25 protein-coding genes are annotated in these 25,296 nt (G+C 64.8%); 10 read left to right on the forward strand and 15 right to left on the reverse strand.

Annotated elements, in window-relative coordinates:
- The 7 genes from BDIM_RS07215 to BDIM_RS16845 all read right to left on the reverse strand — a co-directional run.
- Nucleotides 1-1,452: VirB4 family type IV secretion/conjugal transfer ATPase (locus BDIM_RS07215; protein ID WP_040346670.1), on the reverse strand; the 1,452-nt coding region annotated here is incomplete at its 3' end.
- Nucleotide 1,453: 1 nt separating this feature from the next.
- Entirely contained in the window at nt 1,454-1,726 is a 273-nt protein-coding gene (locus tag BDIM_RS07220) for a VirB3 family type IV secretion system protein (protein ID WP_003164909.1), read from the reverse strand.
- Nucleotides 1,726-2,046 carry a TrbC/VirB2 family type IV secretion system protein gene (locus tag BDIM_RS07225; protein ID WP_040345376.1) on the reverse strand — a complete coding sequence of 107 codons (321 nt, stop codon included), beginning with the start codon at nt 2,044-2,046 and terminating at the stop codon, nt 1,726-1,728. The genes BDIM_RS07220 and BDIM_RS07225 overlap by 1 nt, the downstream gene beginning before the upstream one ends.
- Nucleotides 2,047-2,451: 405 nt before the next feature.
- On the reverse strand, nt 2,452-3,411 hold the full coding sequence (gene trbB / locus BDIM_RS07230) for a P-type conjugative transfer ATPase TrbB (RefSeq protein ID WP_050796653.1): 960 nt from the start codon (nt 3,409-3,411) through the stop codon (nt 2,452-2,454).
- Complete coding sequence (locus tag BDIM_RS07235) at nt 3,401-3,841, reverse strand: hypothetical protein (protein ID WP_115616101.1); 441 nt, start codon at nt 3,839-3,841, stop codon at nt 3,401-3,403. The genes trbB and BDIM_RS07235 overlap by 11 nt, the downstream gene beginning before the upstream one ends.
- Nucleotides 3,834-5,717: a type IV secretory system conjugative DNA transfer family protein gene (locus BDIM_RS07240; RefSeq protein ID WP_003164913.1), complete on the reverse strand. Its 1,884-nt coding sequence runs from the start codon at nt 5,715-5,717 to the stop codon at nt 3,834-3,836. The genes BDIM_RS07235 and BDIM_RS07240 overlap by 8 nt, the downstream gene beginning before the upstream one ends.
- Complete coding sequence (locus BDIM_RS16845) at nt 5,707-6,357, reverse strand: GntR family transcriptional regulator (RefSeq protein ID WP_003164914.1); 651 nt, start codon at nt 6,355-6,357, stop codon at nt 5,707-5,709. The genes BDIM_RS07240 and BDIM_RS16845 overlap by 11 nt, the downstream gene beginning before the upstream one ends.
- A gap of 236 nt (nt 6,358-6,593) precedes the next feature.
- Here BDIM_RS16845 and BDIM_RS07250 point away from each other — a divergent pair, with 236 nt between their 5' ends.
- The 4 genes from BDIM_RS07250 (at nt 6,594) to BDIM_RS07260 (ending at nt 9,836) form a co-directional block, all read left to right on the forward strand.
- The gene (locus BDIM_RS07250; protein ID WP_050796655.1) at nt 6,594-7,055 is read left to right on the forward strand and encodes a helix-turn-helix domain-containing protein; all 462 of its coding nucleotides are present in this window, start codon (nt 6,594-6,596) and stop codon (nt 7,053-7,055) included.
- A 94-nt stretch (nt 7,056-7,149) separates the two neighbouring features.
- Entirely contained in the window at nt 7,150-7,272 is a 123-nt protein-coding gene (locus tag BDIM_RS18575) for a hypothetical protein (protein ID WP_256974118.1), read from the forward strand.
- Nucleotides 7,273-7,425: 153 nt separating this feature from the next.
- Complete coding sequence (locus tag BDIM_RS07255; protein WP_003164917.1) at nt 7,426-8,076, forward strand: lasso peptide biosynthesis B2 protein; 651 nt, start codon at nt 7,426-7,428, stop codon at nt 8,074-8,076.
- Between the two features lie 2 nt (nt 8,077-8,078).
- On the forward strand, nt 8,079-9,836 hold the full coding sequence (locus BDIM_RS07260) for an asparagine synthase-related protein (protein ID WP_003164918.1): 1,758 nt from the start codon (nt 8,079-8,081) through the stop codon (nt 9,834-9,836).
- Here BDIM_RS07260 and BDIM_RS07265 read toward each other — a convergent pair.
- The 4 genes from BDIM_RS07265 to BDIM_RS07280 all read right to left on the reverse strand — a co-directional run bounded on the left by BDIM_RS07265 (nt 9,799) and on the right by BDIM_RS07280 (nt 16,773).
- Nucleotides 9,799-12,264, reverse strand: a complete 2,466-nt coding sequence (locus tag BDIM_RS07265; RefSeq protein ID WP_003164919.1) for an alpha/beta hydrolase family protein — start codon at nt 12,262-12,264, stop codon at nt 9,799-9,801. The genes BDIM_RS07260 and BDIM_RS07265 overlap by 38 nt on opposite strands.
- 9 nt (nt 12,265-12,273) lie before the next feature.
- Nucleotides 12,274-15,207 (reverse strand): TonB-dependent receptor, encoded by a 2,934-nt coding sequence (locus tag BDIM_RS07270; RefSeq protein WP_040345380.1) that lies wholly within the window; start codon nt 15,205-15,207, stop codon nt 12,274-12,276.
- A 79-nt stretch (nt 15,208-15,286) separates the two neighbouring features.
- The gene (locus tag BDIM_RS07275) at nt 15,287-16,255 is read right to left on the reverse strand and encodes a FecR family protein (protein ID WP_040346676.1); all 969 of its coding nucleotides are present in this window, start codon (nt 16,253-16,255) and stop codon (nt 15,287-15,289) included.
- 14 nt (nt 16,256-16,269) lie between these two features.
- Nucleotides 16,270-16,773 carry an RNA polymerase sigma factor gene (locus BDIM_RS07280; RefSeq protein ID WP_003164922.1) on the reverse strand — a complete coding sequence of 168 codons (504 nt, stop codon included), beginning with the start codon at nt 16,771-16,773 and terminating at the stop codon, nt 16,270-16,272.
- A 325-nt stretch (nt 16,774-17,098) separates the two neighbouring features.
- Between BDIM_RS07280 and BDIM_RS17480 the strand changes: the two genes are divergently transcribed.
- From BDIM_RS17480 to BDIM_RS07285, 4 genes are read left to right on the forward strand one after another with little or no spacing between them, the layout of a single operon-like run.
- Entirely contained in the window at nt 17,099-17,290 is a 192-nt protein-coding gene (locus BDIM_RS17480) for a hypothetical protein (protein WP_128720075.1), read from the forward strand.
- A 23-nt stretch (nt 17,291-17,313) separates the two neighbouring features.
- Entirely contained in the window at nt 17,314-17,874 is a 561-nt protein-coding gene (locus tag BDIM_RS17140) for an ABC-three component system protein (protein WP_081461857.1), read from the forward strand.
- Nucleotides 17,871-18,386: an ABC-three component system middle component 5 gene (locus tag BDIM_RS16850; protein WP_050796660.1), complete on the forward strand. Its 516-nt coding sequence runs from the start codon at nt 17,871-17,873 to the stop codon at nt 18,384-18,386. The genes BDIM_RS17140 and BDIM_RS16850 overlap by 4 nt, the downstream gene beginning before the upstream one ends.
- On the forward strand, nt 18,373-20,283 hold the full coding sequence (locus tag BDIM_RS07285; protein WP_003164925.1) for an ATP-binding protein: 1,911 nt from the start codon (nt 18,373-18,375) through the stop codon (nt 20,281-20,283). Before BDIM_RS16850 ends, BDIM_RS07285 begins: the two co-directional genes overlap by 14 nt.
- A 133-nt stretch (nt 20,284-20,416) precedes the next feature.
- Here the strand turns inward: BDIM_RS07285 and BDIM_RS07290 are convergent, their stop codons facing one another.
- From BDIM_RS07290 to BDIM_RS07305, 4 genes are all read right to left on the reverse strand, one after another.
- A complete protein-coding gene (locus tag BDIM_RS07290) occupies nt 20,417-21,361 on the reverse strand; it encodes a nucleotidyltransferase and HEPN domain-containing protein (protein WP_003164926.1) in 945 nt (314 codons plus the stop codon).
- A 268-nt stretch (nt 21,362-21,629) separates the two neighbouring features.
- A complete protein-coding gene (locus BDIM_RS07295) occupies nt 21,630-22,220 on the reverse strand; it encodes an SOS response-associated peptidase family protein (protein ID WP_003164927.1) in 591 nt (196 codons plus the stop codon).
- 59 nt (nt 22,221-22,279) lie between these two features.
- On the reverse strand, nt 22,280-22,525 hold the full coding sequence (locus tag BDIM_RS07300; RefSeq protein WP_155818614.1) for a hypothetical protein: 246 nt from the start codon (nt 22,523-22,525) through the stop codon (nt 22,280-22,282).
- A gap of 75 nt (nt 22,526-22,600) precedes the next feature.
- Nucleotides 22,601-22,849, reverse strand: a complete 249-nt coding sequence (locus tag BDIM_RS07305; RefSeq protein WP_128116097.1) for a hypothetical protein — start codon at nt 22,847-22,849, stop codon at nt 22,601-22,603.
- A 225-nt stretch (nt 22,850-23,074) separates the two neighbouring features.
- Here BDIM_RS07305 and BDIM_RS07310 point away from each other — a divergent pair, with 225 nt between their 5' ends.
- Nucleotides 23,075-24,127, forward strand: a complete 1,053-nt coding sequence (locus BDIM_RS07310) for a Fe(3+) ABC transporter substrate-binding protein (RefSeq protein WP_040345383.1) — start codon at nt 23,075-23,077, stop codon at nt 24,125-24,127.
- A gap of 71 nt (nt 24,128-24,198) precedes the next feature.
- On the forward strand, nt 24,199-25,296 hold a 1,098-nt coding region (locus BDIM_RS17890; protein ID WP_081461858.1), incomplete at its 3' end, for an ABC transporter permease.

Consider the following 25,296-nt stretch of genomic DNA (forward strand, 5'->3'; position numbering starts at 1 on the left):
CGCCCGCGCAGACCGCCCCTTGTCGAAGAAGACCACCCGGGCGTCCGGATAGCGGAACCACTGCAGGGCCAGGAAGGACAGGAGGGCGCTCTTGCCCGCGCCCGTCGGCCCTACGACCATGGCGTGACCGACGTCGCCGACATGAAGGACCAGCCGGAACGGCGTGGAGCCGGTCGTGCGCGCCGTGGCCAGAGGCGGGCCGTCCAGGGCGCCGTCGCCAGCCGGCCCGGCCCAGACGGCCGAGACCGGCAGGAGGTCGGCGAGGTTGAGCGTAGAGACCAGGGGCCGCCGCACGTCGGCGTAGGGCTCGCCCGGCAGGGATCCAAGCCAGGCCTCCACGGCGTTCAGGTCCTCGACCCGGGCGATGAGCCCCTGGGCGTTGAGCACGCCCTCGATCGCCCGCGCCTTGGCCGCCGCTCCGGACGGGCTGGCGTCGAGCACGGTCACGGTCAGGGTCAGGTAGCCGAAGGCGCAGGCGTCCGCGCCGAGCGCCGCCAGGGCGCCGTCGCACTCCTCCGTCTTGGACACGGAGTCCGTATCGAGAAGCGGCGTCTCCTCCTTGGTGACCGCCTCGCGGAGCAGGACGCCGACGCCCTTGCGTTTGGCGAACCATCGCTTGCGCAGCTTGACGATCTCGAGCTCGGCCGCGGCCTTGTCGAGGGCGATCCAGCGCGCCGTCCAGCGATAGGCGAACGGCAGGGCGCCCAGCGCGTCCAGCAAGCCGGGCCGGGTGGCGGCGGGCAGGCCGCGCACGGACACCACCTTGAGCCAGTGGTCCCCCAGGCGGGGCGTCGCGCCGCCCGTCATCGCCGTGTCGGCCAGCCAGGCGTCGAGGAACATGGGCGGATTGGGCGGCTCGACCGTCATCGACCGGGTTGAAACCGTGTCATGGAGCCAGGTCAGCAGCTCTGCGTCATCGAGCCAGAAGATTTCAGGCAGGGCGTCGGACAGGAGGTCGAAGGTCGCCCCCGCCTCGCGCCGGAATCGCTCGAGGGCCTGGCGCCAGTCGGTCGCTCCGGCTGAGAGTCCGTCGAACATCCAGCGCTCCATGCGGCGGCTGTCGTCGGCCGGGGGCAGCCAGGTCAGGGCCAGACGATAGTCGGTCTCGAAGGCCGGATCGGCCTCCTCGAACCGCCGGCGGCGTTCGGCGTCGACCAGCCAGGCCGCGTCGATGTCGAAATCGCTCTCCGGATAGGGCGCCGCCGGTCGTCGGCGCGCCTCGACATGCAGGCACCAGCCTGTGCCCAGTCGGCGCAGGGCGTTGTTGAGCCGGGCGCGCACCGCCATCAACTCCTCCTCGGTCGAGGACTCCAGGTCCGGACCGCGAAAGCGGAAGGCCGTCATGAAGGAGCCGTCCTTGTTCAGCGCCACGCCGGGCGCGACCAGGGCGGCCCAGGGCAGGTGATCGGCCAGACTGGCCGGACGCCGGCGATGTTCGTCGAGGAAGCGCATCTCAGGCGTCCAGGTGGCCGGGCAGCGCCAGATGCCGCCGCAGGACATCGAAGAAGCGGGCGTCCGACCGCGCGGCCCAGAGGCCGACCGCATGGGCGCAGGCCCACCACAGCAGACCCAGCCACCAGATGCGAAGCGCCAGGCCCAAGACGAGGGCGATGGTGCCCATGGCGATGGCGTATTCCCGCGGCATGCCGGCCATCAGCACCGGCGTGGCCAGGGCCTGGGCCACCGGCAGGGTCCAGCCCTCGGGATGATCGCTTGCACCCGCCATCACGCGACCTCCACGCCGCCGGCGAAGCCGAAGAAGTCGAGGAAGAAGGTCGAGGCGGCGAAGGCGATGCAGAGGCCGAACATGATGCCCAGGCCGCGCCTCAGGTTCGACCCGCTTTCGCTCATGGCCACGGCGACGCCGAAGATCACCACCGCCACCACGGCGACCGCCTGGACGACGGGCCCGGTGATGGACTGCACCACCTGCTGCAGCGGCCCCTCCCAGGGCATGCCCGATCCACCCGCGAGGGCCGGTCCGGCCGCCATCAGGGCGCAGGTCATCGCAGCGCCGCCGAGGCGACGTGAAAGAAGTCCGCTCATGGTTTTGCTTCCTGGTTCAGGACGTTTCAGCGCGTCCCGACTCATTGCAAGCAAACTTATCCACACCCTGTCAACAATATTTATTCAATGTTTTCCACAACTTGCAAGCAAGTCCTGAGCAAGTCATCCACAAGTCGCACGACACCGCCGCTCATGCCGGAAAAAGCCGAGACCATTCATGAGGGTTAGGGCCGCCAGGACTTGCCACGACTTGCGACGCCCCTGCCTGATCCCGCCGGCAGGACGCCCGACGACCACACAGGAGACAGGCGTCGACGAACCTCGTCCCGAGAAATCAGAGCCCATTTGATCGATGCGGCATGCCTTCGTCCGCGTGTCCGAGGCCCGGCGGCACGCCGCGCATGGGCGCCAGGAGCCAGAGGCTTGCGTGTGACGAAACGGGGCTCAGGCCAGACGGTCGATGCAATAGGCGCCGTCGTCCTCGCCATGGACCCCGAGCACGCCGGTCACCCGCCGCCCCGTCTTCGTCCGGCTGATATGGACGATGCGATCGACAGACTGGCCGATGAGGCGCCGGGGCATGCGCACAGCCACCTCGCCGATCAGGTCCTCAAGCCGGCGCAGAACGTCCTCGGCGGAATTGGCGTGCAGGGTGGACAGCCCGCCCGGGTGGCCGGTGTTCCAGCTCTTGAGGGTTTCCAGCGCGGCCGCCCCGTCGCGCATCTCGCCTATGACGATGCGGTCGGGTCGCATGCGCAGGGCGTCCCTCACCAGATCCGCCACGCCGATCGCCGCCGGAGACCGGCGCGTCAGCACGGCGACCAGGTCCCAGGCGGCGCACTGCAGTTCGGCGGTATCCTCGATCAGGAAGACGCGGTCTCCGGCAAAGGCCGGCTCCGCCAGGATGGCGTTGGCCAGGGTGGTCTTGCCGGACCCGGTACCGCCCGAGATCAGGATGTTCTGTCGCCCCGTCGCGGCGGCGCGGAGCGCCTGCGCCTGGGCGGCGCTCATGACCCCGTCGCGCACATAGTCGTCGAGCGTCCAGATCACTGCTGGACGTTTCCGGATCGAGAAGGCGGGCGCGGACGACACCGGCGGCAGGACGGCCTGGAATCGCTCTCCACCGCCGGGAAGTACGCCTGACAGCCTCGGCTGGGCCCGCCCTGTCGTCTCGCCCCCGAAATCGGCGACGAGGCGGATGGCGCGCTCGCGGTCCTCCGCCGCCAGCCTCACCCCCGTATCGACGCGTCCTTCTCCCGCCCGGTCCAGGATCAGACGCCCGTCGGGATTGGCCATCACCTCGACCACAAGGGGATCCGCGAGCGCCGCCAGAATGGGTTCGCCGAGCGCATGCCGGAGCGCCTCAAGTCGACGCTCGCCGGTCGCCGCCGGCTCAGACGTCACGGTCCACGCCCCGGCCCATGGCCGCGGTCGCCCTGGTCCGCATCCGGCCGGCGACGATGCGAGCGGCCGTGTCGTTCAGCATCCGGTCGACCCGGCGATCGACCGAGGCCTGGACAGTCGGATCATCATCCGGCTCTGCGTCCGGCAGCCGCTGAAAGAAGGCCCGGGCCATCTCGACCAGGAGCTCCTGCACGATCTGCATGTCGCGGGCGGTGGATCGCATATGGTCGCGAAAGGCCCGCTCCAGCGCCTCCAGGCGGTCCTCCGCGTCGCCGCGAGCGGCGGTCTGCAGCCCCCGGGCGATCGCGCGACCGGCCGCCTGGCTCAGCGCCATGCGGCCCGCACGCGCCTCGCGATTCAGGCCTGTCACCACCTTGGGGTCGCTGAGATAGACCTGGACGCGGCAGGTTCCTCCGGACTGCCTAGCCATCCCGCCCTCCCTGCATATGGTCGAGCACCGCCTTCTGGGCCGCGAGCCCTCTGAACATCTCGTTGTAGGCCTCGGCCATCTGGGCGGCGGCCTTGCGATCATCCATGGCCGCCGCGGCCTCCTTGAACAGGGGCAGGACAGCGCTCGCATCCTCTCCGAAACCGCGCCGGCCCGACCAGGGATGCGGAGGCGCCCCGGGCGTATCCAGCCGCGCCGCCTGATCCGGCGCCGCAGCCAGCGCCCGCGAGCGAAAGGGCTGCACCGCGTCGTAGCGCAGCTTGCGCGCGCGAAGGGGCCGGACGCCGGCGGCGAAGACGATCTGCTCCTCGTCCGGCAGTCCGCGCACCTCGCCCGGCTCAAGGAGGGGTCGTTCTGTCTGCGACCGCGACACCGAGCTCCGACCGGCGCCGAAGCCCGCCGGGCCGCTCCGCCCTGTCCGGGTCTCGAGAACGACGCCGGTCATTTTCGACACCTTGTCCTGGGTCAGGGGGTCAAGGGCGGCGAAGGCGGTGTAGACGGCGCAGTTGTCGAGGATGGTGTTGTTGGGGCCGTAGGTCTCGACGATGTCGTTGAGGGACTGGGCGACGAACATCACCTTCACGCCATAGCCGCTCAGCAGGCGCAGGGATTTCTCGAAGAAGCTGATCCGCCCTAGCAGCGGGAACTCGTCCATCAGCATCAGGAGCTTGCGCCGCTTCGCCCGACCGTCCGCCACGCGCGCCTCGTCGACCGTAAGGGTCTGGGAGGCTGCATAGAAGAAGAGCCGCACCAGGGGCCTCAGGGCGGCCGCATCCGCCGGCGCGACCTGCACGTAGAGCGAAACAGGCGTGTCGGCGCAGACCAGATCTCCCAGCGCAAAGTCCGAACGCGACAGGATTCGCTCGATATCCTCGCCCGCCAGCCATTTGAGATAGGACCGCGCCGTCCCCTGCACCGAGGTGCGAAAGCGGTCATGCATGGCCGCATAGCCCCGAACGGCGACGGCGATGAAGGGATGGGTCTCGCCTTCGCCGTCGGGGCCAGGCCGGTGCAGGGCGCGCGTCATCACCTCGGCGGTCCCGTCGAGGTCGGCCAGCAGCCGCCTCACCGTGAGAAGGGTCTTGTCGCCGTCAGCGGCCGTATAGAGGACGTGCAGGATCACGGCCTCGAGGATCTCGGACGCGGCCTTGTCCCAGATGGCCTCGTCCTCGCGCCCGCCCCCTGGATCAGCGAGGATGGCCACCAGCCTCTGCACCTGGGCCAGTTCACCCGGGCCGGGCTGGATTTCGGCCAGCGGATTCCAGCAGGCCGAAGCCGGATCGCGGGGATCGAAGTAGAGGGTGTGGCTGAAACGCGAGCGCCATCCAGCACTTAACCTCCAGAGCTCGCGCTTGGGATCATGAACCAGCACGCTCGATCCCCAGGACAACAAGGTAGGCATCACATGGCCCCGGCCCTTGCCGGACCGCGTACCGCCGGTGACCAGGGTGGGACGCAGGTCGGTGGTGGCGAGCAACCGGCCGCCAAGCAGGCCCACCACACAGCCCCCGACGGCCGTCAACCCGGCGCGACGCGCATCGCGCGGCCCGCCCCATCCTCGCAAGCGCACAGGGCTGCGCCCGCCCGCCGCCGCGCCAGCCCCTAGCCCAAGTGCGCCGCCGAGCAGGATGAGGGGTGCACAGCGCGCCAGGGCCTCGCCGGCCTCCTCACCGAAGGCGTATCGCCAGAGGATGATCGACCAGGGCGCATAGAGGGCGAAATCGGACCCCGAACGCAGCGCGCCCCCCAGCTCAGGAGCCCATCGATAGGTCCAGGCGAAGGCCTGGGTCGCGGCCTGCAGGCCGAACAGGAGGCCGACCGCCAGACCGGCCAGACGGTGACGAAGTTCACTCCCCATCGCCAGCCTCCCGCCGCCCGGCTTCGGCCTCGAGCATCAGCAGGGGAGCGGCTTCGATTCTACGCCGATGGTAGGTCGCCAAAGCCTCGACGAGGCTGACGTCAGCGGCGATCCGCGGCTGGTCGAACTGCAAGACGATACGGCTTGCCTCGTCCACGACATCACCAAAAAGCCGCTCTTCCGCGGCCTGCAACTGGATGAGCTGGCTGCACACCCTCTGGTAGGCATCCACCAGAGCCGCGTTCCCCGTCCGCTTGACGGCCCGGAGCATGTGCCCCGAAAGGTCCGGCCCGGCGTCATTTGTGCCGCGCAGCTCCTGGTCCAAACTCCCGCCGTCGACCGTGCCCCTGAGGCTCTGGACGACACACTGGAGCCGAAAGGCATACCTGTCCCTGATGATCGCGCGGTCCAGTCGCGGAGCGAGAAAGCCACCCGTCGGCGATCTCTCGATCAGGCCATAGCCGCAAAGCCAGACCAGGGCCTCGCGCACCGGCGTAGTGGACAGGTTCAGCCTGCGCGCCTCGTCCATGATGACGACAGGGGTTCCAGGGACATAGACGCCCTGTTCGGCGCGTGACCGCAGGCTCTCCCGAGCCAACATGAATGGGTCGCGTCTTCGGGCCATGATCGCCTCCGACATTCAGTCCCAAGTAGTGGCCAAGCCTCGCCTTGCCGCCATAGCCGGGGTCGAAAAAGTCGGATCTAGGCCGAAGAACGTCGCGAAACGCGCCATAAAGCGCGTCATTCTGCGCCGCATTTTGTCGCAGAACGGCAATTTCTGTGCTCACCCTTGGGTTGAGCAGATAATGGTAGCGCCTGCGGCCGCAGGTTCGGAATCGGGACTAGGGGTGGAAGGTGGTCTTTGCGTCGGAGCCGATGCGTGACAGCGAACTGCTCTCCGCAGCGCTCAAGCTGGTGCGCAAGGCCCGGGGCATGTCCGCTCGGCAGACCGCGGCCGCGATGCATATGTCGATCCGCACCTACCAGCGGTTCGAGGCGGGCGTGACCCGGCTCAACCTCGACCACATCCACCGCTTCGCCAAAGCCACCGCCAGCGACCCGAACGCCATCATATTTTCCATCCTGATCGGCACGCCTCAGTACGCGCTCAACACGGCGGACAACATGCTCTCGACCGTGGTGATCGTCGGGGTCCAGAAACTGGAGCGCGCGGTCGGCGACCGCATCGCCGAACTGGATACCCGTAGTCTGGTCAGCGCTGTCGCCGCCCTGTTCGACGGTCTCATCGACCAGGTCGTCTCAGGCGATCCCACCAGGGAATGGCTGGACGACGGTCGTGCCGAACTGGCCGCCAGGCGCCCCAAGCCCGGCCGCTGACGCTGAATATACGTCGGATATAGCTTTATTGCCGGTCTGCCCGAGCGCTCACTCCCTTGGCCACATCCGTGGCGATCAACCAAGGAGAGCAGTGATGAACACGTTCAAACTCCGCCTCGTCAGCTTCGGCAGCGCCAAGGCGCTGACGCGCGACGGCATGGGTGAGGAATTCATCGAAGGGCTGGTTCGCGACAGTCTTTACCCGCCCGCCGGCTGAAGGCTGGGCGGGCGGCGGCCGCCCGCCGATCGCCCGCCCATCTTCACAAATTGAGCGGTCCCCAGGTTCCTACAGGACCGGTCGCCGCTCCTGTCAGCAAGGCTGAGCGCCGCCGCAGACCTAACGGCGAGGCTCGGCGACGAGGCATCCGTCATGACGACCGAATTGTGGTCCGCCCCCAATATCCATCTGGCTGTCATTGGCGAAGACGTCATCGTGCTCGATCTCATCGCTGATCGATATGACTGCCTCGTCGACGCCGCCCGCCTGCTCCACCTGGAAACCGACGGCCGGATACGCGCTGCCGACGCGTCCATTGCGGAGGCTCTGATACATTCCGGGATCGGCGCGCTTACACCCCTCCCACGGGCTCGCGGACCTTTGGTCGCGCCCGTTCGCGAGACAGCCGTCTGTAGTAGGCCAAATCTGAAGGAGACGATCCGGGCCTCCATCGCTCTGGCCGCCGGATCCCTCGCCTTTCGCCACAAATCGCTTTCTCAACTCGTTAGTTTTCAACGGGTCCGCATAGCTTCAAGCGGGGCTGTGCCGATAGACGACCTAAGGTTGGCCGAAATGGTCGGCGCGGCCCGAAGAGCCCGCCCGTGGATCCCATTTGAGGGAGAGTGTCTCCAAAGGTCGTTCCAACTCAGCTATTTCCTCTCGAGCCGCGGCGTGGCGACGGACTGGGTGTTCGGCGTGCGTACATGGCCCTTCACGGCCCATTGCTGGCTGCAAATCGGTGATCTTATTCTGGGTGATCGCCTTGAGCGGGTCGCCCGCTTTACCCCGATCATGAAGGCCTGAGCGTGGGCGACTACCTGCTTGTCAGCCGAACGGAGGATGGCGACACCGCCCGGGCCCTGGCGTCCGAACTGGCGGGCGGCGCCCGCCGCGCCGGCCTTCTGGTCTCCGACTTGAACGCCTCAACGTGGTTGGCGGTAGGCGGCCCCCACCCGCCAAACACACTACAGGTGTCGAACTGGACGCTTATCGGCGACGTATTCGATCGGCGGTCGCCGCAAATCCCTGCCACTCGACCTGGAGACCCCTGGGACTACGAACGGAAGATGATGGCTCGCCTATGGGGTCGCTTTGTTGGCGTCCAGTTCGGACGGGGACAGAAACCGGTCACGCTTCTTCGGGACCCGTCCGGCGCCCTGGAGTGCGTGGCCTGGGACCATGAGGGACTGACCATTGTCAGTTCGGTCGCCTTTGACTGGCTCATCCAGCGTCTCCGGCCGGCATGGCGCATCAATGTCGGACGTCTCGCCCAAGCCCTTCGTGATCCTTTGCCCAGCATGGGCGCCCTCCTCCTTGACGGGCCCGTCGCCCTCACGCCCGGCACTATCCAACCCTTGCCGTTGTCTCATCCGGCCGTCGAAATCTGGAATCCGGCCGTCATCGCCAGACAAAGCCAGGATCCCTGGCCCTCCACTGAGGAGGCCTCAAGACATCTCCGTGCAGTGATTGACGACACCGTATCCAGTCTGGCCGGCCTTTCCGGTCCAATCGCGGCGGAGATCTCGGGCGGTCTCGATTCCAGCATCGTCGCTTCCAGCATCGCGCGACGCGATCCGGACACGGTGAAGCTATGGATCAACGCCTACGGCACGACGCCGGAGTCTGACGAAAGACGGTATGTCGCCGCCTTGGGCCGGAAACTCGGCGTAGAGCCCGCCTGTGTCCCGCATGCGGCGGCGCCGATAACCACTGAATGGCTGAACGCCATCGCTCAGGACTTTCGACCAGGCCTCAACGCCCTCGATCGCCCCCATGATCTGGACTGGACCCGCCGCCTCACCGCGGCCGGCGCTATTGGCCTGATGACCGGGAGGGGCGGCGACACCATCCTCCTGCAGAGAGCGACGGCAGACGCCTTTATCGACCGCTGGCGCGATGAGAAATGGCGAAGCCTGTGGTCCCCCGACGTCTGGGAGCTGGCCGCCGCGAACGAGGTATCCATATGGACGCTGATCGGTCAGGCGAGACGTCGCGGCCGCAAAGTCCACACCATTCCACAGCGGTCTCATCCCATGCTGCCGGCTCTGCCAAAAACATGCAGCCTGCATCCGTGGCTGAGGAACTGGGACGATTTTGGACCTGCCAAGGCGTTTCAGATCGCAGGCCTCGCCGACAGCGTCTCACGTCATGAACCTTCGGCGCTTTCCAGAGCTGTGGATGTCCGCAACCCTCTTTGCGCCCAGCCCGTGATTGAAGCCTGTCTGGCCCTGCCCGCTTCGCTTCTGACGACCGGCGGGCGCGAACGCGGCTTGGCTCGCCACGCCTTTCGTAACCGGCTTCCCGCCGAGATCATCGAGCGTCGCTCAAAGGGAGACATGACCCGAACATACGGCCGCATGATCCATGACAGCCTGGATGTCCTGCGGCCGTGGCTCATCGATGGCCGGCTCGCAGCGCTCGGCGTCATCGACGCCGCCGCAACAGACCGCGAGCTCACCAGGGAAACCCTGCTTTGGCGCGGCAAATACTCGACCATCATTCTGGCCGCCGCGTTTGAGGCGTGGGTCAGGACCTGGGAGGGGCTGGTAGGGCCGACGCGCTGATCTCCTCCTTCACACCGAGGGTTGCATCGAGCCAGCTGAATATCTGCTCATAGCGATCCCGGATATTGGCTGGGCTCCAGAGATGATGGTTCTCTCCCCAGTAGGTGATCAGACGGGTCCTACCCCCGGTTCTGTGAAGGACGCTGAATATCCGTTCGGCCTGCGTCATGGGCACGAAATCAAGATCGGCTGTCAGCAGAAGAACAGGAGATCTGATCCGGTGCGCGATCAGATAGGGGCTCGACGCCCGGTAAGCCTCGCTCGCTTTCCATGGCGGAGCCTCCAGCCCGCCTTGCCCGGTCTCCGCCCACCCCTGGTTGGAACGAGTCATCATGCCATCCTCCGGTTGAATACGGTTGGCCGGATTGAATTCGCCCCAGATCGCCGACATGTCGCTGAAGGAAGCCGAGGCAATGTAGGACTTGTAGCGTGTCGTGCGCGCAGCGATCTCGAGCGCTGCATAGCCCCCGAAGCTGTGTCCAAAGATCGCCATGCGGTCCTCAGGCAGATCAGGGAAGGCGGCCAGGGCGGCATCGACAGCGATATCGACGCTACGCGCATAGACGTCCCCACGCCCGACCGCAGGTTCCTTGCCCGGGATTGAGGGACTGAGGACGGCGAATCCGGCTGCGACGAGAACCTGCGTCCGGATGCCGTAGGTCATGACCAGGGGGTCGGCCCAGACGAGGCTGTCCGTGTTCCCTGGATAGACCTTGACGATGAGTCCGCGGATTTGGCCTGCTGCCGCCCCCTTGGGCAAGAAGAGCCAGCTCCGTGTTGGTCTCCCATGCAGGTCCAGATGCGAAATCGCCACGGGCTCGGTCAGGGCGACGTTCGCAAGCGACGTGTTGACGGCGTCCACGACATTGGCGGCACGAGGGCTCCGTAGACGAAGCGTCTCAGCCATTCCGACCCGATCGACCGAGAGAGCGGCCGTGGGGGAACTCCCCAGGATGCGGATACTCTCGCCGGTGGGGGAGTTGAGCGCACGAGCCTCGCCGTCGATTGTCAGCACATAGCTGTCTCCTTGCGGTCCCGATGCGAGCGTCCAATCTCGACGAGGAGCCTCGTTGAAGCCAAGGCGCCTGATCTGCTCCTGATCGCGAGGTACAGTTTCGCTGAGGGTCAAGTCCGGCGGTGTGAGGCGACGCAGCCCCTTCCCGCTCATCGACCAGTACCCGCCGTCTGCGAAGAGATAGAGGGCGTTTTTGCCGGTGTTGGAAATGCACAGAGGCGCGGCGCTTAGGGAGGCAGTCAGACTTTGAGGAGGTCGGGCGGGAGAGAGCAGATGCCAATCCATGCGCCCGTCCGGGGTTCGGGCAAAAATCACCGGCGACATCCCGACCCAATCGGCCCTGACGCCCCACTGGACATCCACATCGGATCCGGGCGTCAGTTCGCCAACATCCGGGAACACGACGCCATCGGATCCAGCCTGGATCAGCTTGCCTTGGCTCCAGGACAGACCGTCTTGCCGCGCCCAGACCAGGACGGCGGCTGAGTCCGGCGACCAGCGCAACAGGTGGGGAGCGACATCGTATTCATCGATCGGCCGTGAGACATTCCCCTGGTGGAGATCGACCAGGCGAAGCCTCTCCCGATAGGGACTTTCCGTCTGAATGACCTTGTCGAGAGAGATGGGAACCCCTTCTTCGCCTTGGACGATTGCGAGACGGCGCCTATCCGGGGATAGGGCGAGGTCGGTGATCATGCCGTCCGCAAGGACCTCCTGTTTTCCCGTGTTCAGATTCATCCTGACGAGAGATCGCGACGGCCTTGGCTGCTCCGAGCCCTCCACGCCGCTCCTCGCATCAACAATCGTCCGCGAGGGCTCGACGCCTTGGGCGGTCATTTCCCAGGCTGCTGAAGTTCGAAGCTGGGCTCCGCCGTCATACCGCAAGGTTGCAGGCAGGCTGCCGTCCGCCCTGACCATCAGGACAAGTTCGTCGTCCGAAATCCACGCTGTCGTGGCCCCGACGGTCGGCACCTCAGGGGTGAGGCCAGTCCAGACGACGGTCCGCTCCGCCATCGCAACCACGCCATATTCGAAATCACGCCCGCGCAGCCGGGTGATCAGAAGCCGTTCGCCGCCGGGCGACCAGGAAACCTTCTGCAGACCAGGCCCTTCTCCGGGCAAAAGGAGACGAGGTGGCGCAGTCGGATCGGCAAGATCGACCAGCCACAAATCCATGATGGTCCAGGTTGATCGCCAGGCGAATTCGAAGCGGGGAATGGTGTTGTAGGGTCCGCGTTTTTCGTAGACAGCCCATCGCCCATCGGGCGAAATTTCCGCACGGCCGAAGGCTTCCAGAGCGACAATGTCGTCAACTGTAACGGGTCGGGACGCTTGCTCAGCCTGAGCTGGAAGGGCGACGAACAGACAGGCGACCGCCAAGGCCGCCGCGAAGCGGGATGCAAAACTCAGCATGACCCGGCCTCACCAGCGCTTGATCAGTTGCAGGGAAACCGTACGTCCCAGCAGGCTCGCGTTGCCTGCATCGAAGCCGTAGCCGCTGGGCGCGTCGTAGAAGGGCGGATCTTCGTCCAGGAGGTTCAGGACGCCGAGAACCATCCTTATCCCGGCCCCTTGCCTGCCCCCTACGTCCCACCCGAACTGCGCATCCAGCGTATTCCAGCCCTCGATGGAGGTCCCCAATCGATCCGCATAGTTGTCGACATAGGTCCAGTAGAACCCGGCGTCGAAATCGCCCCTTGTCCAGGTCAATCCGGTCCGCGCGCGCAGTTTGACCGGATAACCCACCAGCCCAGCCACTTTTCTCACCTGTGCTGTGGGCGTGGGCCGGGTTTCATAATCAAGTATCCATGACGCGGCTGTGTCGAGCGTCACGGAGCCCGCCCCAACAGACCATGAATACCTGCCCGAGATATCAAATCCTTTGACCCGTACGGCGCCCGTATTGACCCACCGCCCATCGACCACAGCGCCATAGGCCGTCATCGGATAGAGGGTCGAAAACCCTGGGAGCGCCGAAAAACTCTGAATCAGCGCCAGATCCTCTGGGTTGGAGGCCGGGCTGACGAGGGTGACGAAGGGTCTTGCAGCAGGGTCGGTCAGAGCCGCCTGCGCATTCTCCGTCAGGGCCCGCCCGATCCGATCCTCGAAACGGGTGTCAAAATAATTGAAGCTGAACGCCGCCCCCTTTCGCCGATAGTCGAGGCCCAGGGTGAGGGTCTCCGCCGTTTCAGGCTTCAGATCCCGGTTGCCCCCGTTCAACGCGAGTGTGAGCACATTCGTCCCGCCCTCTCCGGTCAGGAAGGTCGAAGACACGCCCATCTGATCGAAAAGCTGCGGCAGGGCTCCCGCCCGGAACGACGTGCCCCAGGAGGCCCGCAACCCGAAGTTCTCCACAGGCGACCACACCAGCCCGATCTTGGGATTGGTGGTGGTTCCGAAGTCGTCATATTCTTCGAAGCGGCCGGCCAATGAAAGATCCAGGCTATGGATGCCCCGACGGGCGTTCTGCGGGCCAACCAACGGAATTCTCGCCTCGGCGAACACCGCAGCGATCGAGCGCTCACGCTTCGGCGTGGACATGATGATGGGCGACACGCCGGAGGCATAGGTCCGCCCTCGCGTCTCGAAGCTCTCCCTCCTCGCTTGCACGCCAAGGGCGACTGACAGCTCGCCGCCCGGCAACTGCGCCAGACCCCCCTGGATCAGCAGGTTGGCGGACGTCGCCCGACTCCGGTTGTGAACCTCGCCACCGCCGCTGCCGATGAAGTCGAGGACAGCGCGCGAATTGGCCGAGCCGTCGCCGAAGAGATTGAAATACCCGTTCACTGACGCGCGGTAGGGCGTCGCGGGGTCGTCAGGGATATTGCCGAGCGCCTCGGCGAGGAAGCGGGTGTTGATGCGGTTCGAGTTGCCGAAATCGGCGCGTTCCTCGGCGCCCGCGAGATAGGCCTCAGCCGACCAGCCGGACGAGAAATCATAGCGCCCGCCCAGGGTGCCGCCCAGGCTCTCTGAAGCGCCCTCGCTCCGCACGGGTCCCAAATCTCTTGCGAAGGAATAGGCGACCGTATGGGACGCCGCTCCTGTGGGGGACACGAACCAGGGATTGGCGCGCGAGACTGTGAAAACGCCTGCGCTGGCGGCGGTCGCGATCTCATAGGTCCGGCGATTATACCTCAGGTCACCGGTTAGCTCGAACCGATCCCCCCATGCCTGCCTGAACTGACCATAGGCGCTGTTCCGTTCGACAGAGGGAAGCAGGTCCACGCCCAGGGCGATCGACTGCAGATTGGTCGCGCCTGCTGCGAAGTCTGCGGGTCCTTGCGCGGTTCCGCTGGCGTTGGGCCGGATCGCATACCGGGAAACATAGGCGCCGGCAGCGGCGTCGAACGCCAGGATATTGCCCGGCGCGCTGTAGAAGCTGCGGTGATCCGTGCCTCCAAAACGGCGCAGGTCGCCGTCTGCGGTGTAGGGCCTGTCGAGGGAGCTGAGGGCATGGGTCCTCTGATACTCATAGGAAAGATAGGCGGCCCCCGTCGACCAGCTCCGCCCGGCCAGATGCGACACGATCACGTCCTCGGCCCCGCCTTGAGCGACCGAGGCCCTCACGCGCGTTTCCTGTCCGTCGAATTCCCGGCGCATGATGACGTTGACGACGCCAGCGATGGCGTCGGCGCCGTACAAGGCGGAGGCGCCGTCGAGCAGCACATCCACGCGTTCCACCGCTCCGGACGGCAGGGCCGAGATATCCGTGAACTCAGCTCGCGAGCCGGTGCCCGCCAGGCGTCTTCCATTGACGAGAACGAGGGTCGAAGCCGGGCCGAGGCCGCGAAGATTGACGCCGGTCGCATAGACGTTGTTCGAAGCACCGACGTCCGCGCTGGCCGCCTGCACGACAGGCGTCGCGGAACCGGCGAAATTCTGGGGAAGCTGGGTCAGCGTTTCGGCCACCGTCCCGTATCCTCGGCGGTCCAGCGCGTCCCGATCAAGGATCAGTACGGGCGACGCCAGGTCCCCGGCGGACTTCAGCAGAGTGCCGGTAACAATGACGTCGTCGACCACCGTCGCAGCCTCGGCGGTTTTCGCCCTGCCCTCCCGCCGCAACACGATGACCCCGGCCTCCGTGCGAGACCAGGCCAGATCCGTGCCTGAAAGAAGGCGGTTCAGCGCATCCGATGACGAAAAGCGCCCGCGCAGTCCCTGCGCCTGCAAGCCCGCGACCAGGGAGCCGGAATAGAAGAGCTGCTGGTCAGACTGGGTCGCATACTGCTGCAGCGCGTCTCCCAGCGCGCCGGCCGGGACATCATACTCACGAATATCCTGGGCGCAGGCGGACGTACCCGCCGCCGCGACGCAGGCCACCAACGCACTACAGGACAAGAGACTTACGCGATTCATAGTCAGGCTCCCCTCGACGCAAGATGGCGTCAGGGAAGGGACTGCTGAGCCCCCCTCCTACCCCGGAGCCCGCCCCGATTTATTTCTCAGCCGTCAGACGAACGCCCCCGCCCTTTCCTGCTGAGGCCTTGAGATCCAGGGCGGCCGTGGCGGCGGAAACAAAGGCGTCCCGATCACCGGTCCTGAACACCCCGCTGACGGATTCCGTCTCCAGGCCCGGCGCATCCAGTTCGATCTTGTCGGTCAGGTAGCGGTTCACCTCGGCCACGGCCTGTTTCAGCGGCGCGTCCCGGAACATGATGCGTCCCTCGGTCCAGCTGGTCTCGGCCGCGACATCAACAGCCCTGGCGCCGACCTGGTCGGCGGTCACCCTTGCCTGATGTCCCGCGACCAGACGCTGCGGTGCGCGCTTGTCGCCCACGACGTCCACGGCGCCGGACACGAGGGTCACCCTCACCTCTCCGTTCTCACGCCGCACATCGAACACCGTCCCCACAGCCGTCACCTGGGCATGTCCAGCGGCCACGACAAAGGGCCGACTCGCATCATGCGCCACGGTGAAAAGGGCCTGCCCCTGCTCCAGATCGATCAGACGACGATCGCCGTCAAAGCGCACCTGCATGCGGGACGCGGTGTCCAGGCGCACCGACGACCCGTCGGCCAGCTGCACCACCCGCGTCTCCCCGACCGAAGTCTCATAGACATTGCGGTCCTGCAGGAGGGTCCAGGCGGTCACCCCCAGCACCACGGAGGCGCAGACCGCGATCAGGCCGAACAACCGCCGCCGATCCCGCTCCTTCTTCCCGCCGTCGCCCTTTCGCGTCATGGCGGCTTCCACCGCTCCCAGAATGTCGGGGTCGTTCTCCAGACCGCCTGTTTTCGACCAGGCCTTCTCTACGCGGCGATAGGCATCGGCGTTCTCAGGCTTCTCCCGCCAGGAGAAGAAGGCCTCGATGGTTTCCCCGCTGACGCGCGGTTCGCCCAGACGAGCGTGCCAGGCCGCCGCCTCGGTTTCTGCAGGTTCAACCCGCACCTTCGGGCTGGGCATGGCGCGCACCATCTCTAGCGTCGAAACTGGGCGGCGCAGTGAGCCAAGGCCTTGGTCATGCGCCACTCCACCGTCTTCGAACTGATCCCGAGTTGTTCGGCGATCTGCCAGTTTGACAGACCCTTGATCCTCGATAGCACAAAAACGTCCCGCAGAGGTTGTGGCAATCCCATCACCACCTGCTTGGCGAAGATCGCGTCGGTCTGGGACGGCAGTTCTATATTCCAGCCGTGCGCGGCGACCGTGTCCCCGGCATACTGGTCCCGCCGCCGCCGCCGCCCGAACTTGTCGGCGGCCAAGTTCGAGGCGATCTTCAGCAGCAGGGCCTTGGGATGGCGAATGCCCGCCAGGCCCTGATAGGGCGCCAGCCGCAACCAGGCCTCCTGCAGGATGTCCTCGGCGTCCTGCGCCCCATAGCGACGGACCAGCCGCGCACGGAACCATGCCGCATAGCGCCCATGCAGGACGTCCAGCGTCATCGGCGCTTCAGGCGACAGCTTTTCCAATCCATCCGACACGGGCTCGCCTCCGGTTCAGAGGCGAGCCCGGCCGAAGCACCGGGTGTTGAGAACATGCTCAAACACATGCGCCAACGTCTTTAGCCCGCGAGGAGCCTGGACATACACGCTGGCCACGCCGCTGCTGCGGAAGTGGGATTTTCAGGATCTGCTCAAGCGAGGTTCTCACGCCTCGGCGTCAAATCAGACGCACCCCAAGTTTGATTCACCCTGTTTCACTTGGCAAGCCGCATATTGCCAGTATGCGAAGGTTTCACCTGCACAATCAGATGTTGAGCGGCAGAGCTTGTTTGCGTAACCACGGTTATCGCGCGAGGGGGAATGAATGGCTTGGCTTAGCGAACACGCATCGATGATCGGCGCGTTTGTAGGTGGCGTTATCACCGGAGGCGGCGCTGGTTGGGCGCTGACCCTGAGAATGGTGAAGCAGAAGCTCGTTGTGGCGGAAAGCGTCGTCAATCAGCGCGGCGCTCGAGCGGGCGGCGATGTGGTTGGCCGCGATAAGACGACAAACTGACTAGACGCGGCGAACATCTAGGCGTGGCGTATTCAGTCGATCAGAAAAATGCTCGACCCGGCGGCGACGCTGTCGGTCGAGACAAGATCACCAACCACATTCATCAATACTCGTCCTCTCGAAAGATCGAGGCGTTGATGGAGAAGTTGGCGCACGAAATTGCCACCAATGAAGAAACGCGCCAACAGATTGATACGCTCCAACTATACTTTGAGCGACGGAGTCATGATGGCGTCGAAGGACTTGAGGCTAAGCTCGAGCATTCAGGACGCGCGGACTGCAAGCTTGACGCATTTGCGAAGAAAGAACTATTCGCTAAACTTTTAACCCGATACAGCCTATATGCATCCGCACAGGAAATATTTGCGTTTATGTTAGCAAGAGCCGATACGCGGTTCAGAACATACGTTCTCCCTAGGGTAGACGAGCTAAGCATAAGCGAAATAGATGCATTAGTTATAAGCGATATTGTTGAGCCTATAGTTGAAGAAATCGGATTTGGTCCATTCAATGTGAACGACGCGATTGTGGCCGGAATGGTTTATTGGCTAGCTGAGCAGTGCTTTGTGCGGTGGCACAAATGATCCAGATTGCATATCAACCCGCCTATGACGCATTCCACACGATTTTCCGCTTCTTCCAGCTTGCTGGGTTAGAGATTTCGGATGTCGAAACTGATCGCTACCGCATCCTGGATTACTACTTGTGCTTCCCCAGCGAACTGGCACATTTCCGTTTCCCACCTAAACACACGCGCTTCCGCAAGCTCGGCGAGCGCTTTGCTCAAACTAGCAGCTATGAAAGACGGCCTTCTGCCCAGTTGATCCTCGGGCGAATGCGACCCGTTCAAGCGGCCTGCTTGGAAACGCTGGAAGCAAAGGGCTTCCTAGTTGTCGGCGAGCTCGATCGTCGGCGAATTGTGCGAACCGTTAAACCCTCTCCGACCGACCTAGCCGCGCGTATTGGTGCACGTTGGGAGCAGCAGGCGGAACTAGGCGAGGCGCTCCGCACGATAGCTTCCGAGTATCCGCTACTAGGGCCACAGGGGCTCAAGGCAAGATCAGAACTTCTCGAGCACAAATATGATGCGATTTGATCCTTCGCTTAGAGTCGTGCGATTCCGCGTAGAGAGACGAGGCACCGCAGCCTATGACGAGCAGTTTCACCTTGGTGTAAACATCGTTCGAGGGGCAAACTCCTCGGGCAAATCGACGGTCCTGAACCTGTTATTCTACGCTCTTGGTGGCGAGCTGCGTGACTGGAGCGAGACGGCATTACTCTGCGACCGGGTCCTGGTCGAGGTACTGCTCAGCGGCAAGACTGTGACGTTAGAACGGGATATAGCTGAGGGACGCTCGCGTCCCATGCAGATATTCTCGGGTTCAATGGACGACGCACTCGAAGCCAAGCCGCATCTTTGGCTGAGACATCCCTACGCTCGCAGCGACAGCACCGCGAGCTTCTCGGAGATTCTCTTCGGGCTGCTCGGCTTCCCCGAGGTCACTACGGAAGCGCGCGCCAATATCACCATGAACCAGGTCCTGCGCCTTCTGTATGCGGACCAGCTCAGCCCCGTCGACACAATATTCAAGGCCGAACCCTTCGACCCACCGGCTCTCCGCGACGCCGTTGGACGGATGCTATGCGGCGCGTTCGACAGTGAAGTTTATACCAATGGCCTTCGGATTAGAGAGCTCGACAAGGAATATGAGCAGATCGTCGGCGAGCTGAGGTCATTTTACCGCATACTCGGGAAGGCTGATCAGATCCCTTCGGAAGGATTGTTCGGCGCCCAGCAGGCAGAACTCCTGAGGGATCGCGCTCAGCTACTTGCGGAAATCCACACGCTCGAAGGCGAGATGGTGGCTGCGGCTCAACCACAAATCCTAAGCCTGGCAGCTCAGAGGACAGCCTATGACACGCTCCAGCAGCTACAGGGACGACTGGCCGATGCAGTGAGCCGACGCGATGCCCTCAGCCTCGAGGTCAAGGACTCCTCAGATTTTATGGCGGAGCTGCAGCGAAAGCGTGAGGCGTTGGACGATGCGGAGGCCGTAACGCACGAAATCGATCACGTTCGCTTCCACTTCTGCCCCTCCTGCTTCGCTCCCATGGAAGAGGTTGGACCTCACGCATGCCACCTCTGCAAAACGCCCTTTGATGCAGAAAAAGGCAAGCTGCGCGTAGTGGCAATGATTGGCGACATTGAGATCCAGCTCAAGCAATCCCGCCTTCTGCAAAAGACACGATTGTCTGAACTCGTGCGCATCGATGCGCTAATTGAAGATCTCACAGCAGGATGGCAGGCCGCTTCGCGCCAGTTCACCGAGGCGCAACAGTCGCCATCCTCAGAGCTTCGACAGCAAGTAAATGCCGCTCAACGACAACTAGGATACATTGATCGTCAGATAGAAGATCTACAGGAGAAGCTACGGATTGCAGAGATCGTTTCAGGACTTAATACAAAGAAACAGGAACTTGCATCAAGCATCGCCAAACTGAAGGAACGGAATGATTCCCTTGAGCGAGACCAAGAGCAACGCCTAGCTAATGCCTTCTCGAGAGTGTCAGACGAGGTGCGGAAACTCCTCGTAGATGACGTCTCACGTCAAGACTCGTTTGAGAATCCGGAAACGATCCGATTTGACTTTGTGGCGAACCGCATATCGGTAGATCAGCACACCTATTTCTCGGCCAGTTCCCGTGTTGTGCTCAGAAATAGCTTCTTCGTCGGTTTTTTGACTGCAGCTGCGAACGTTCGCTCCTTCCGCCACCCTCGTTTCCTCATGATGGATTCGATCGAGGACAAAGGCATGGAGCCCGAGCGCGCTCACAATTTCCAGCGCCTGATCGTACGAAATGTGGAGCTGGCTGCAAGCGAATGCCAAGTGATCTTTGGGACATCTATGATCGCGCCCGATCTCGAGGATCCCGCCTACACCGTGGGAAGACGGTCAACTCAGCAACACCGCACCCTTGCTATTGGGGGATAAATTGGCGGCGGCCTCGGAGGCGGCCGCTAACAATCGGCTCGGGGCTGAACGATGTGCAACAGCGACCTCGACCGAGGGCGAATTTCGCTTCTTTCAGAAGGCAAGGGGCTGCCACAGCGAGGAGCGACAGTGATCACTGGGCGCTAGCCCCAGCCTCCGCGTCCCGGCCTAGCGCGGCGATCCGTTCTTCGCTGGCGGTGGCGACCAAGTTCCGAAGGTCGACCACGGACTCGAGTTGGAGCGTCAGGTCCTCGGCATCGACGTCGTACTGGTCGGAATAGCGGGCCTCGACATAAGCGCGCTTCAACAGTTCAAAGCGGCGGCGGTCGGCGCGCTGTTCCCGAGGCCAGGCGGCGGTGAGGCGCTTGTCGGTGTCCTCAGCCAGGGAGCGGAGGAATTTGATGTTGTGGGAGCGCGGGAAATAGAAGGTGTGGGTCAGCAGGAAACAGGCATAGGCCGTCTCGGCCGCCTGATGCAGCAAGAAGGCCGCCCGTTTGCGGACATGTTGCCCCTCCCCGCTCATGGCCACATGCCGCCGAGCATCCTCAATCCAGAGGTCTAGATCCATGATCCGCGCGTCATAGTATCGCTGCGCGGCGTCACGAGCCTCGACCGCCGTCATAGGCTGCGGCTGGGCGAACGCATTCCCCGGCAACTGATATAGGACCACGCCGTCGCGCAGGATGTCGGTCCAGAAATATTCCCCCCGCGTCAGGGCCTGATTCACCTCGGCCATGGTGTGGACGATGATGTTGACCGTTCGCCCCACAGCGGGATCGCGCAGGATCTTGTCCTCGGCCACGTACCAATAGTCGGCGATGTCGGTCAGCTTCTCATGGCTGACGATCACTAGGAGATCGAAGTCCGACAAATAACCATTGTCGGGTTCGTCGACCCAGTCGGTGCGGGCGTAGGATCCGAACAGGATGATCTTCAGCACGCGGCCGTCGCGCCGCCAGGACTGGGTGCCTCCGCCGCCGCTATGGATCGCCGCGTCGAACTCGGTCAGCAGGGTCGTGCGGACCCGCTCCAGTTCACGCTGCTGCTTGGCCGGCAGGTGGTCGAGATCAGCGCGCATGGAAGCACCCCTGCGAACGTGGCGCCATCGGATCGATCTTCATGCCTGGCAGGTTCGTTCGCATCCGCGCCCCAAATCACTTCTGCAAAAGCCTACATCGCTGCCTTGAGAAGCGCCACAATGAGGGAGGGTGTCCGCCGGGCTGTTGAGAACACGAGAGCTCGCGCGCCGACGCCTTTAGCTTTCGCCTGGACATAGCGGCGGCCATCCGAGCGGACGGACCACAGTCGCCGGTCCGGCGTCATGAAGCAAGTCGAACGCCGAGGGGCTACTGGGTCATGAGGTCGGGGGACGGCCATATCTGAAGCACGGACAGGCCTTCAGCAGCGGTGGCCGTCAGCATCTCGCCCTGCGGCTTGGACATATCTAGCCACGCGATGCCGTCTCCTGGCGCCAGCACAACGACCTGCCGATCATGATAGGGCGCAACATCCACGCCCGGTTCGGTCGTCAGCATCGCGAAGGCGCCGTCGCGAACAACGCCCGCGATCCAGAACCAGGGCTCCCCCGTCATCGTGAACAGCCACTTGGTCTTGCGCTTCTGACCTGGCGGGGCGTCGGTGAACTCATAGAAGCCATCGGCAGGGATCAGGCACCGCTTCGAACCGTCGAACCGTCGCCCATCCGACCGGAAATTGAACACCGGACGGCCGCCGGGTCCCTTCCACGACCAGGTCATCATCGTCAGCTGAAGCGCGTCGTCGTCGAGCATGATGATCGGCGCGCGATCACCGATCCGGATATCATCCGTCGCGGGCAGGTTGGGCTGGCCGTCAGGAAAATGCAGCGGCCTGTCCGCCTGGCGGAAGACATCCCCGATCACGTTCACCGGGACGTGGAGGCGATAGCTGTTGCACATGGAGCCAGCCTCTCATGCGTGCGCGCTCTTGTGGAGTCGTGCAGCCGAGCCCGTGAGCTCTAGCTCGCGCCAAGCAGCACCTTGATGTCGATCGCCCTCAACGGCCAAAACAGCCCATGCTGTTCGCCCGGCGGGGTCCCCATGAAGAACATTCGCCCTGAACAACCCATCCGCCGACAGCGGCAGGTCCGGCCGAACAGCACCAGGTCCGCGCCGTTCAGGCGCGCCATCAGTTCCAGATCGATGCGGAGATCCAGCTGACAGGCTGGACACCTGGCCATCACCACCCAGCCGTCACGCAGCATGACGCTGATCGTCGCCGGCGTGGCCAGGTGATAGGCTAGGCCACGCCGCTCGGGTTTTCTATAGCCCATGGCCGATCACTGCAGAACGACGACGCCGCCCCGGTCTCCAGCGGTCAGCCGCTCGAAAAGCGCCCTGCCCTTTTCCGCTGCGCCCGGCGATACCCGCCGCAACTCCGCAGCGATGCGCGCCTGCATGTTCAGCAAGACAGGATCGTGCCGCGCCGCCTCGCCGTGCTGCCACAAGGCCATCAGCCGTCCGAGCGCGAGATCCTCGCTCGTCGGTTCACTCGCCATCGGTCCGCACCGACCTTCGTTCGTATCCATGGTTTAGCTCCAGGCCAGCTAACCGACCCGATGCCGCTCTACGGCGCCATGCCTGCCAGCCTCAAGCTAAATGTTCTTATTTTGTTCCAACCTTGTGGGCAGGTCGAGGCGCTTCTCGCCGAGCGCGGCCGGAGACTGCGGCCAGAGGTCGCGACTAGCGCCTTAGCTATTGAGAGACGTTCTCAATACAACTACCGCCAATCTGTCTTTAGCTGGAGAGGCGCCATGAACCGTCGCATCGTCACACTCGCCGCCGTCGCCCTGGGCGCCCTGGCGCTCACCGCTTGCGGTCAGAAGGACGCTCCCGTCGACAAGGCCGGCCAGGCCGGGGTGCTGAACCTCTACACCGCGCGCCACTATGACGCCGACCAGAAGCTCTATGATCTGTTCGCCGAGAAGACCGGCATCGAGGTCAAGCGCATCGAGGGCAAGCCCGACGAACTGATCGCCCGCATGAAGGCCGAGGGCGCCAACAGCCCCGCCGACATCTTCATCGCTGCCGACGCGGGCGCCCTGTGGCGCGCCCAGGACGCGGGCCTGTTCCAGACGACGAACTCCGGCACGCTCAATCAGACCATCCCCGCCAACCTGCGCGCGCCGGACGGCCAATGGTTCGGCTTCTCGCGCCGCGCCCGCGTGGTCGCCTATGACCCCGCCAAGGTGAAGCCGGAAGAGATCGACGACTACGCCAAGCTGGCGGGGCCGCGTTTCAAGGGCAAGCTCTGCGTCCGCTCAGGCGATAACGTCTACAACCTGTCGCTGGTCGGCGCCCTGATCGAGGCCTGGGGGCCTGAGCGCGCCAAGCAGTGGGTCGAGGGCGTCGTCGCCAATATGGCCCGCCCGCCCGAAGGCGGCGACCGCGACCAGATCCGCGCCGTGGCGGCCGGGGTCTGCGAAGTCGCCCTGACCAACAGCTACTACTTCATCCGCATGGCGGCCGGCGACGACGCCGGCGACCATCAGATCGCCGAGAAGCTGACCTTGGGCTTCCCGTCGCTGGACGGCCAGGGCTCGCACGTGAACATCTCGGGCGGCGGCGTCGCGGCCCATGCGCCGAACCGCGAGAATGCGGTGAAGTTCCTGGAGTTCCTGGCCTCGCCGGAAGCCCAGGCCATCGTCACCCAGTCCAACTATGAATACCCCGCCGTGGCCGACGCGGCTCCGGCCGAGGCGGTCGCGCCCTACGCCGGCTTTAAGGCCAACCCGATGTCCGTCGCCCGCTATGGCGTGCATCAGGCCCAGGCCCAATCGATGATCAGCGCGGCGGGTTGGCGATAACCACGACCCCAGCCAGCCATGATCGGAAGGCCCGCCGCGCGCGTCGCGGCGGGCCTTCGCCGTTGCGCCTGATGGCCATCGGCGCGGCGGTGGTCGCCCTGGCGCCTCTGGCCGGCGTGGTCTGGGCGGCGATGCAGCCTGGCATGGCCGACATCGCCGCCAAGGACGTGGCGCGCTACGCCGCAACCTCCGGCGTTCTGGCTTTAGGCGTGGCGGCGACTACGGCGGTCGTCGGCTCTCTGGCCGCCTGGCTGACGGCCATGCATCGGTTTCCGGGACGGGACGTCTTCGCCTGGGCCCTGGCCCTGCCGCTGGCGGCGCCCGCCTTCGCCCTGGCCTATGCCTATGCCCAGTTGTTCGACGTGGCGGGGCCGTTGCGGATGTGGATGCGACCGAGCCTGGGCTGGGACCTGCCGATCCAGATGCGGTCGGTTCCGGGGGCGATCTTCGTCCTGACCTGCGCCTTCTATCCCTATGTCTTCCTGGCCATGCGAACCGCCTTCCTGAACCAGTCGGTGCATCCGCTGGAGGCCGCGCGCACCCTGGGCTGTTCGGCCTGGCAGGCCTTCGTCCAGATCGCCTTGCCTCTGGCCCGGCCGGCGCTGGCCGCCGGCATGGCCCTGGCCGTTATGGAGACCCTGGCCGACTATGGCGCGGTGCAGTTCCTCAGCGTCCAGACCCTGACCACCGGCGTGGTGCGCGCCTGGTCGGTCTATGGCTCGCCCGCCTCGGCGGCGCGGTTCGCCCTGCCCCTGCTGGCGACAGCGGCGGTGCTGTTGTGGCTGGAGCGGTGGGGCCGCCAGGGCCGGGGCTATGAGAGCAGCCACGCCCGCTATCGCCCGTTGCAATCCGAGGCCCTGACCGGCTGGCGCGCGGTCGCGGCCACGGGCTTCTGCCTGGCCGTGCTGACCCTGGCCCTGATCCTGCCGGTCGGCTTCCTGCTGGTGCGGTCGCTGGAGATCACCCCGGACTGGGCGCGGCTGCTGGCGGCGGGTGCTCGGACGCTGGGCATGGGCGGGCTGGGCGCCCTGGCGACCGTCTTCTTGGCCACACTTTTGGCGCTGGGCGCCAGCCGCCTGCCGATCACAGCGCGGATCGCCAGCCTGGGCTACGCCACGCCGGGCGCCGTCATGGCCATCGGCCTGCTCGCCCCGGCCGCCGTGTTGTGG

The organism is Brevundimonas diminuta ATCC 11568 (genome assembly GCF_000204035.1).
In the GTDB taxonomy this organism is placed as follows: domain Bacteria; phylum Pseudomonadota; class Alphaproteobacteria; order Caulobacterales; family Caulobacteraceae; genus Brevundimonas; species Brevundimonas diminuta.

What these genes read in the sequence shown, in the direction of transcription:
- BDIM_RS07220 (WP_003164909.1), bottom strand. Translation starts at nt 1,726, where the DNA reads ATGGCGGGTGCAAGCGATCATCCCGAGGGCTGGACCCTGCCGGTGGCC.
- BDIM_RS07270 (WP_040345380.1), bottom strand. Translation starts at nt 15,207, where the DNA reads ATGAATCGCGTAAGTCTCTTGTCCTGTAGTGCGTTGGTGGCCTGCGTC.
- BDIM_RS17480 (WP_128720075.1), top strand. Translation starts at nt 17,099, where the DNA reads ATGGCTTGGCTTAGCGAACACGCATCGATGATCGGCGCGTTTGTAGGT.
- BDIM_RS18575 (WP_256974118.1), top strand. Translation starts at nt 7,150, where the DNA reads ATGAACACGTTCAAACTCCGCCTCGTCAGCTTCGGCAGCGCCAAGGCG.
- BDIM_RS07235 (WP_115616101.1), bottom strand. Translation starts at nt 3,841, where the DNA reads ATGGCTAGGCAGTCCGGAGGAACCTGCCGCGTCCAGGTCTATCTCAGC.
- BDIM_RS07255 (WP_003164917.1), top strand. Translation starts at nt 7,426, where the DNA reads ATGACGACCGAATTGTGGTCCGCCCCCAATATCCATCTGGCTGTCATT.
- BDIM_RS07250 (WP_050796655.1), top strand. Translation starts at nt 6,594, where the DNA reads ATGCGTGACAGCGAACTGCTCTCCGCAGCGCTCAAGCTGGTGCGCAAG.
- BDIM_RS07290 (WP_003164926.1), bottom strand. Translation starts at nt 21,361, where the DNA reads ATGCGCGCTGATCTCGACCACCTGCCGGCCAAGCAGCAGCGTGAACTG.
- BDIM_RS16850 (WP_050796660.1), top strand. Translation starts at nt 17,871, where the DNA reads ATGATCCAGATTGCATATCAACCCGCCTATGACGCATTCCACACGATT.
- BDIM_RS07300 (WP_155818614.1), bottom strand. Translation starts at nt 22,525, where the DNA reads ATGCTGCGTGACGGCTGGGTGGTGATGGCCAGGTGTCCAGCCTGTCAG.
- BDIM_RS07225 (WP_040345376.1), bottom strand. Translation starts at nt 2,046, where the DNA reads ATGAGCGGACTTCTTTCACGTCGCCTCGGCGGCGCTGCGATGACCTGC.
- BDIM_RS07310 (WP_040345383.1), top strand. Translation starts at nt 23,075, where the DNA reads ATGAACCGTCGCATCGTCACACTCGCCGCCGTCGCCCTGGGCGCCCTG.
- BDIM_RS07285 (WP_003164925.1), top strand. Translation starts at nt 18,373, where the DNA reads ATGATGCGATTTGATCCTTCGCTTAGAGTCGTGCGATTCCGCGTAGAG.
- BDIM_RS07305 (WP_128116097.1), bottom strand. Translation starts at nt 22,849, where the DNA reads ATGGATACGAACGAAGGTCGGTGCGGACCGATGGCGAGTGAACCGACG.
- BDIM_RS07265 (WP_003164919.1), bottom strand. Translation starts at nt 12,264, where the DNA reads ATGCTGAGTTTTGCATCCCGCTTCGCGGCGGCCTTGGCGGTCGCCTGT.
- BDIM_RS07240 (WP_003164913.1), bottom strand. Translation starts at nt 5,717, where the DNA reads ATGGGGAGTGAACTTCGTCACCGTCTGGCCGGTCTGGCGGTCGGCCTC.
- BDIM_RS07275 (WP_040346676.1), bottom strand. Translation starts at nt 16,255, where the DNA reads ATGCCCAGCCCGAAGGTGCGGGTTGAACCTGCAGAAACCGAGGCGGCG.
- BDIM_RS16845 (WP_003164914.1), bottom strand. Translation starts at nt 6,357, where the DNA reads ATGTCGGAGGCGATCATGGCCCGAAGACGCGACCCATTCATGTTGGCT.
- BDIM_RS07295 (WP_003164927.1), bottom strand. Translation starts at nt 22,220, where the DNA reads ATGTGCAACAGCTATCGCCTCCACGTCCCGGTGAACGTGATCGGGGAT.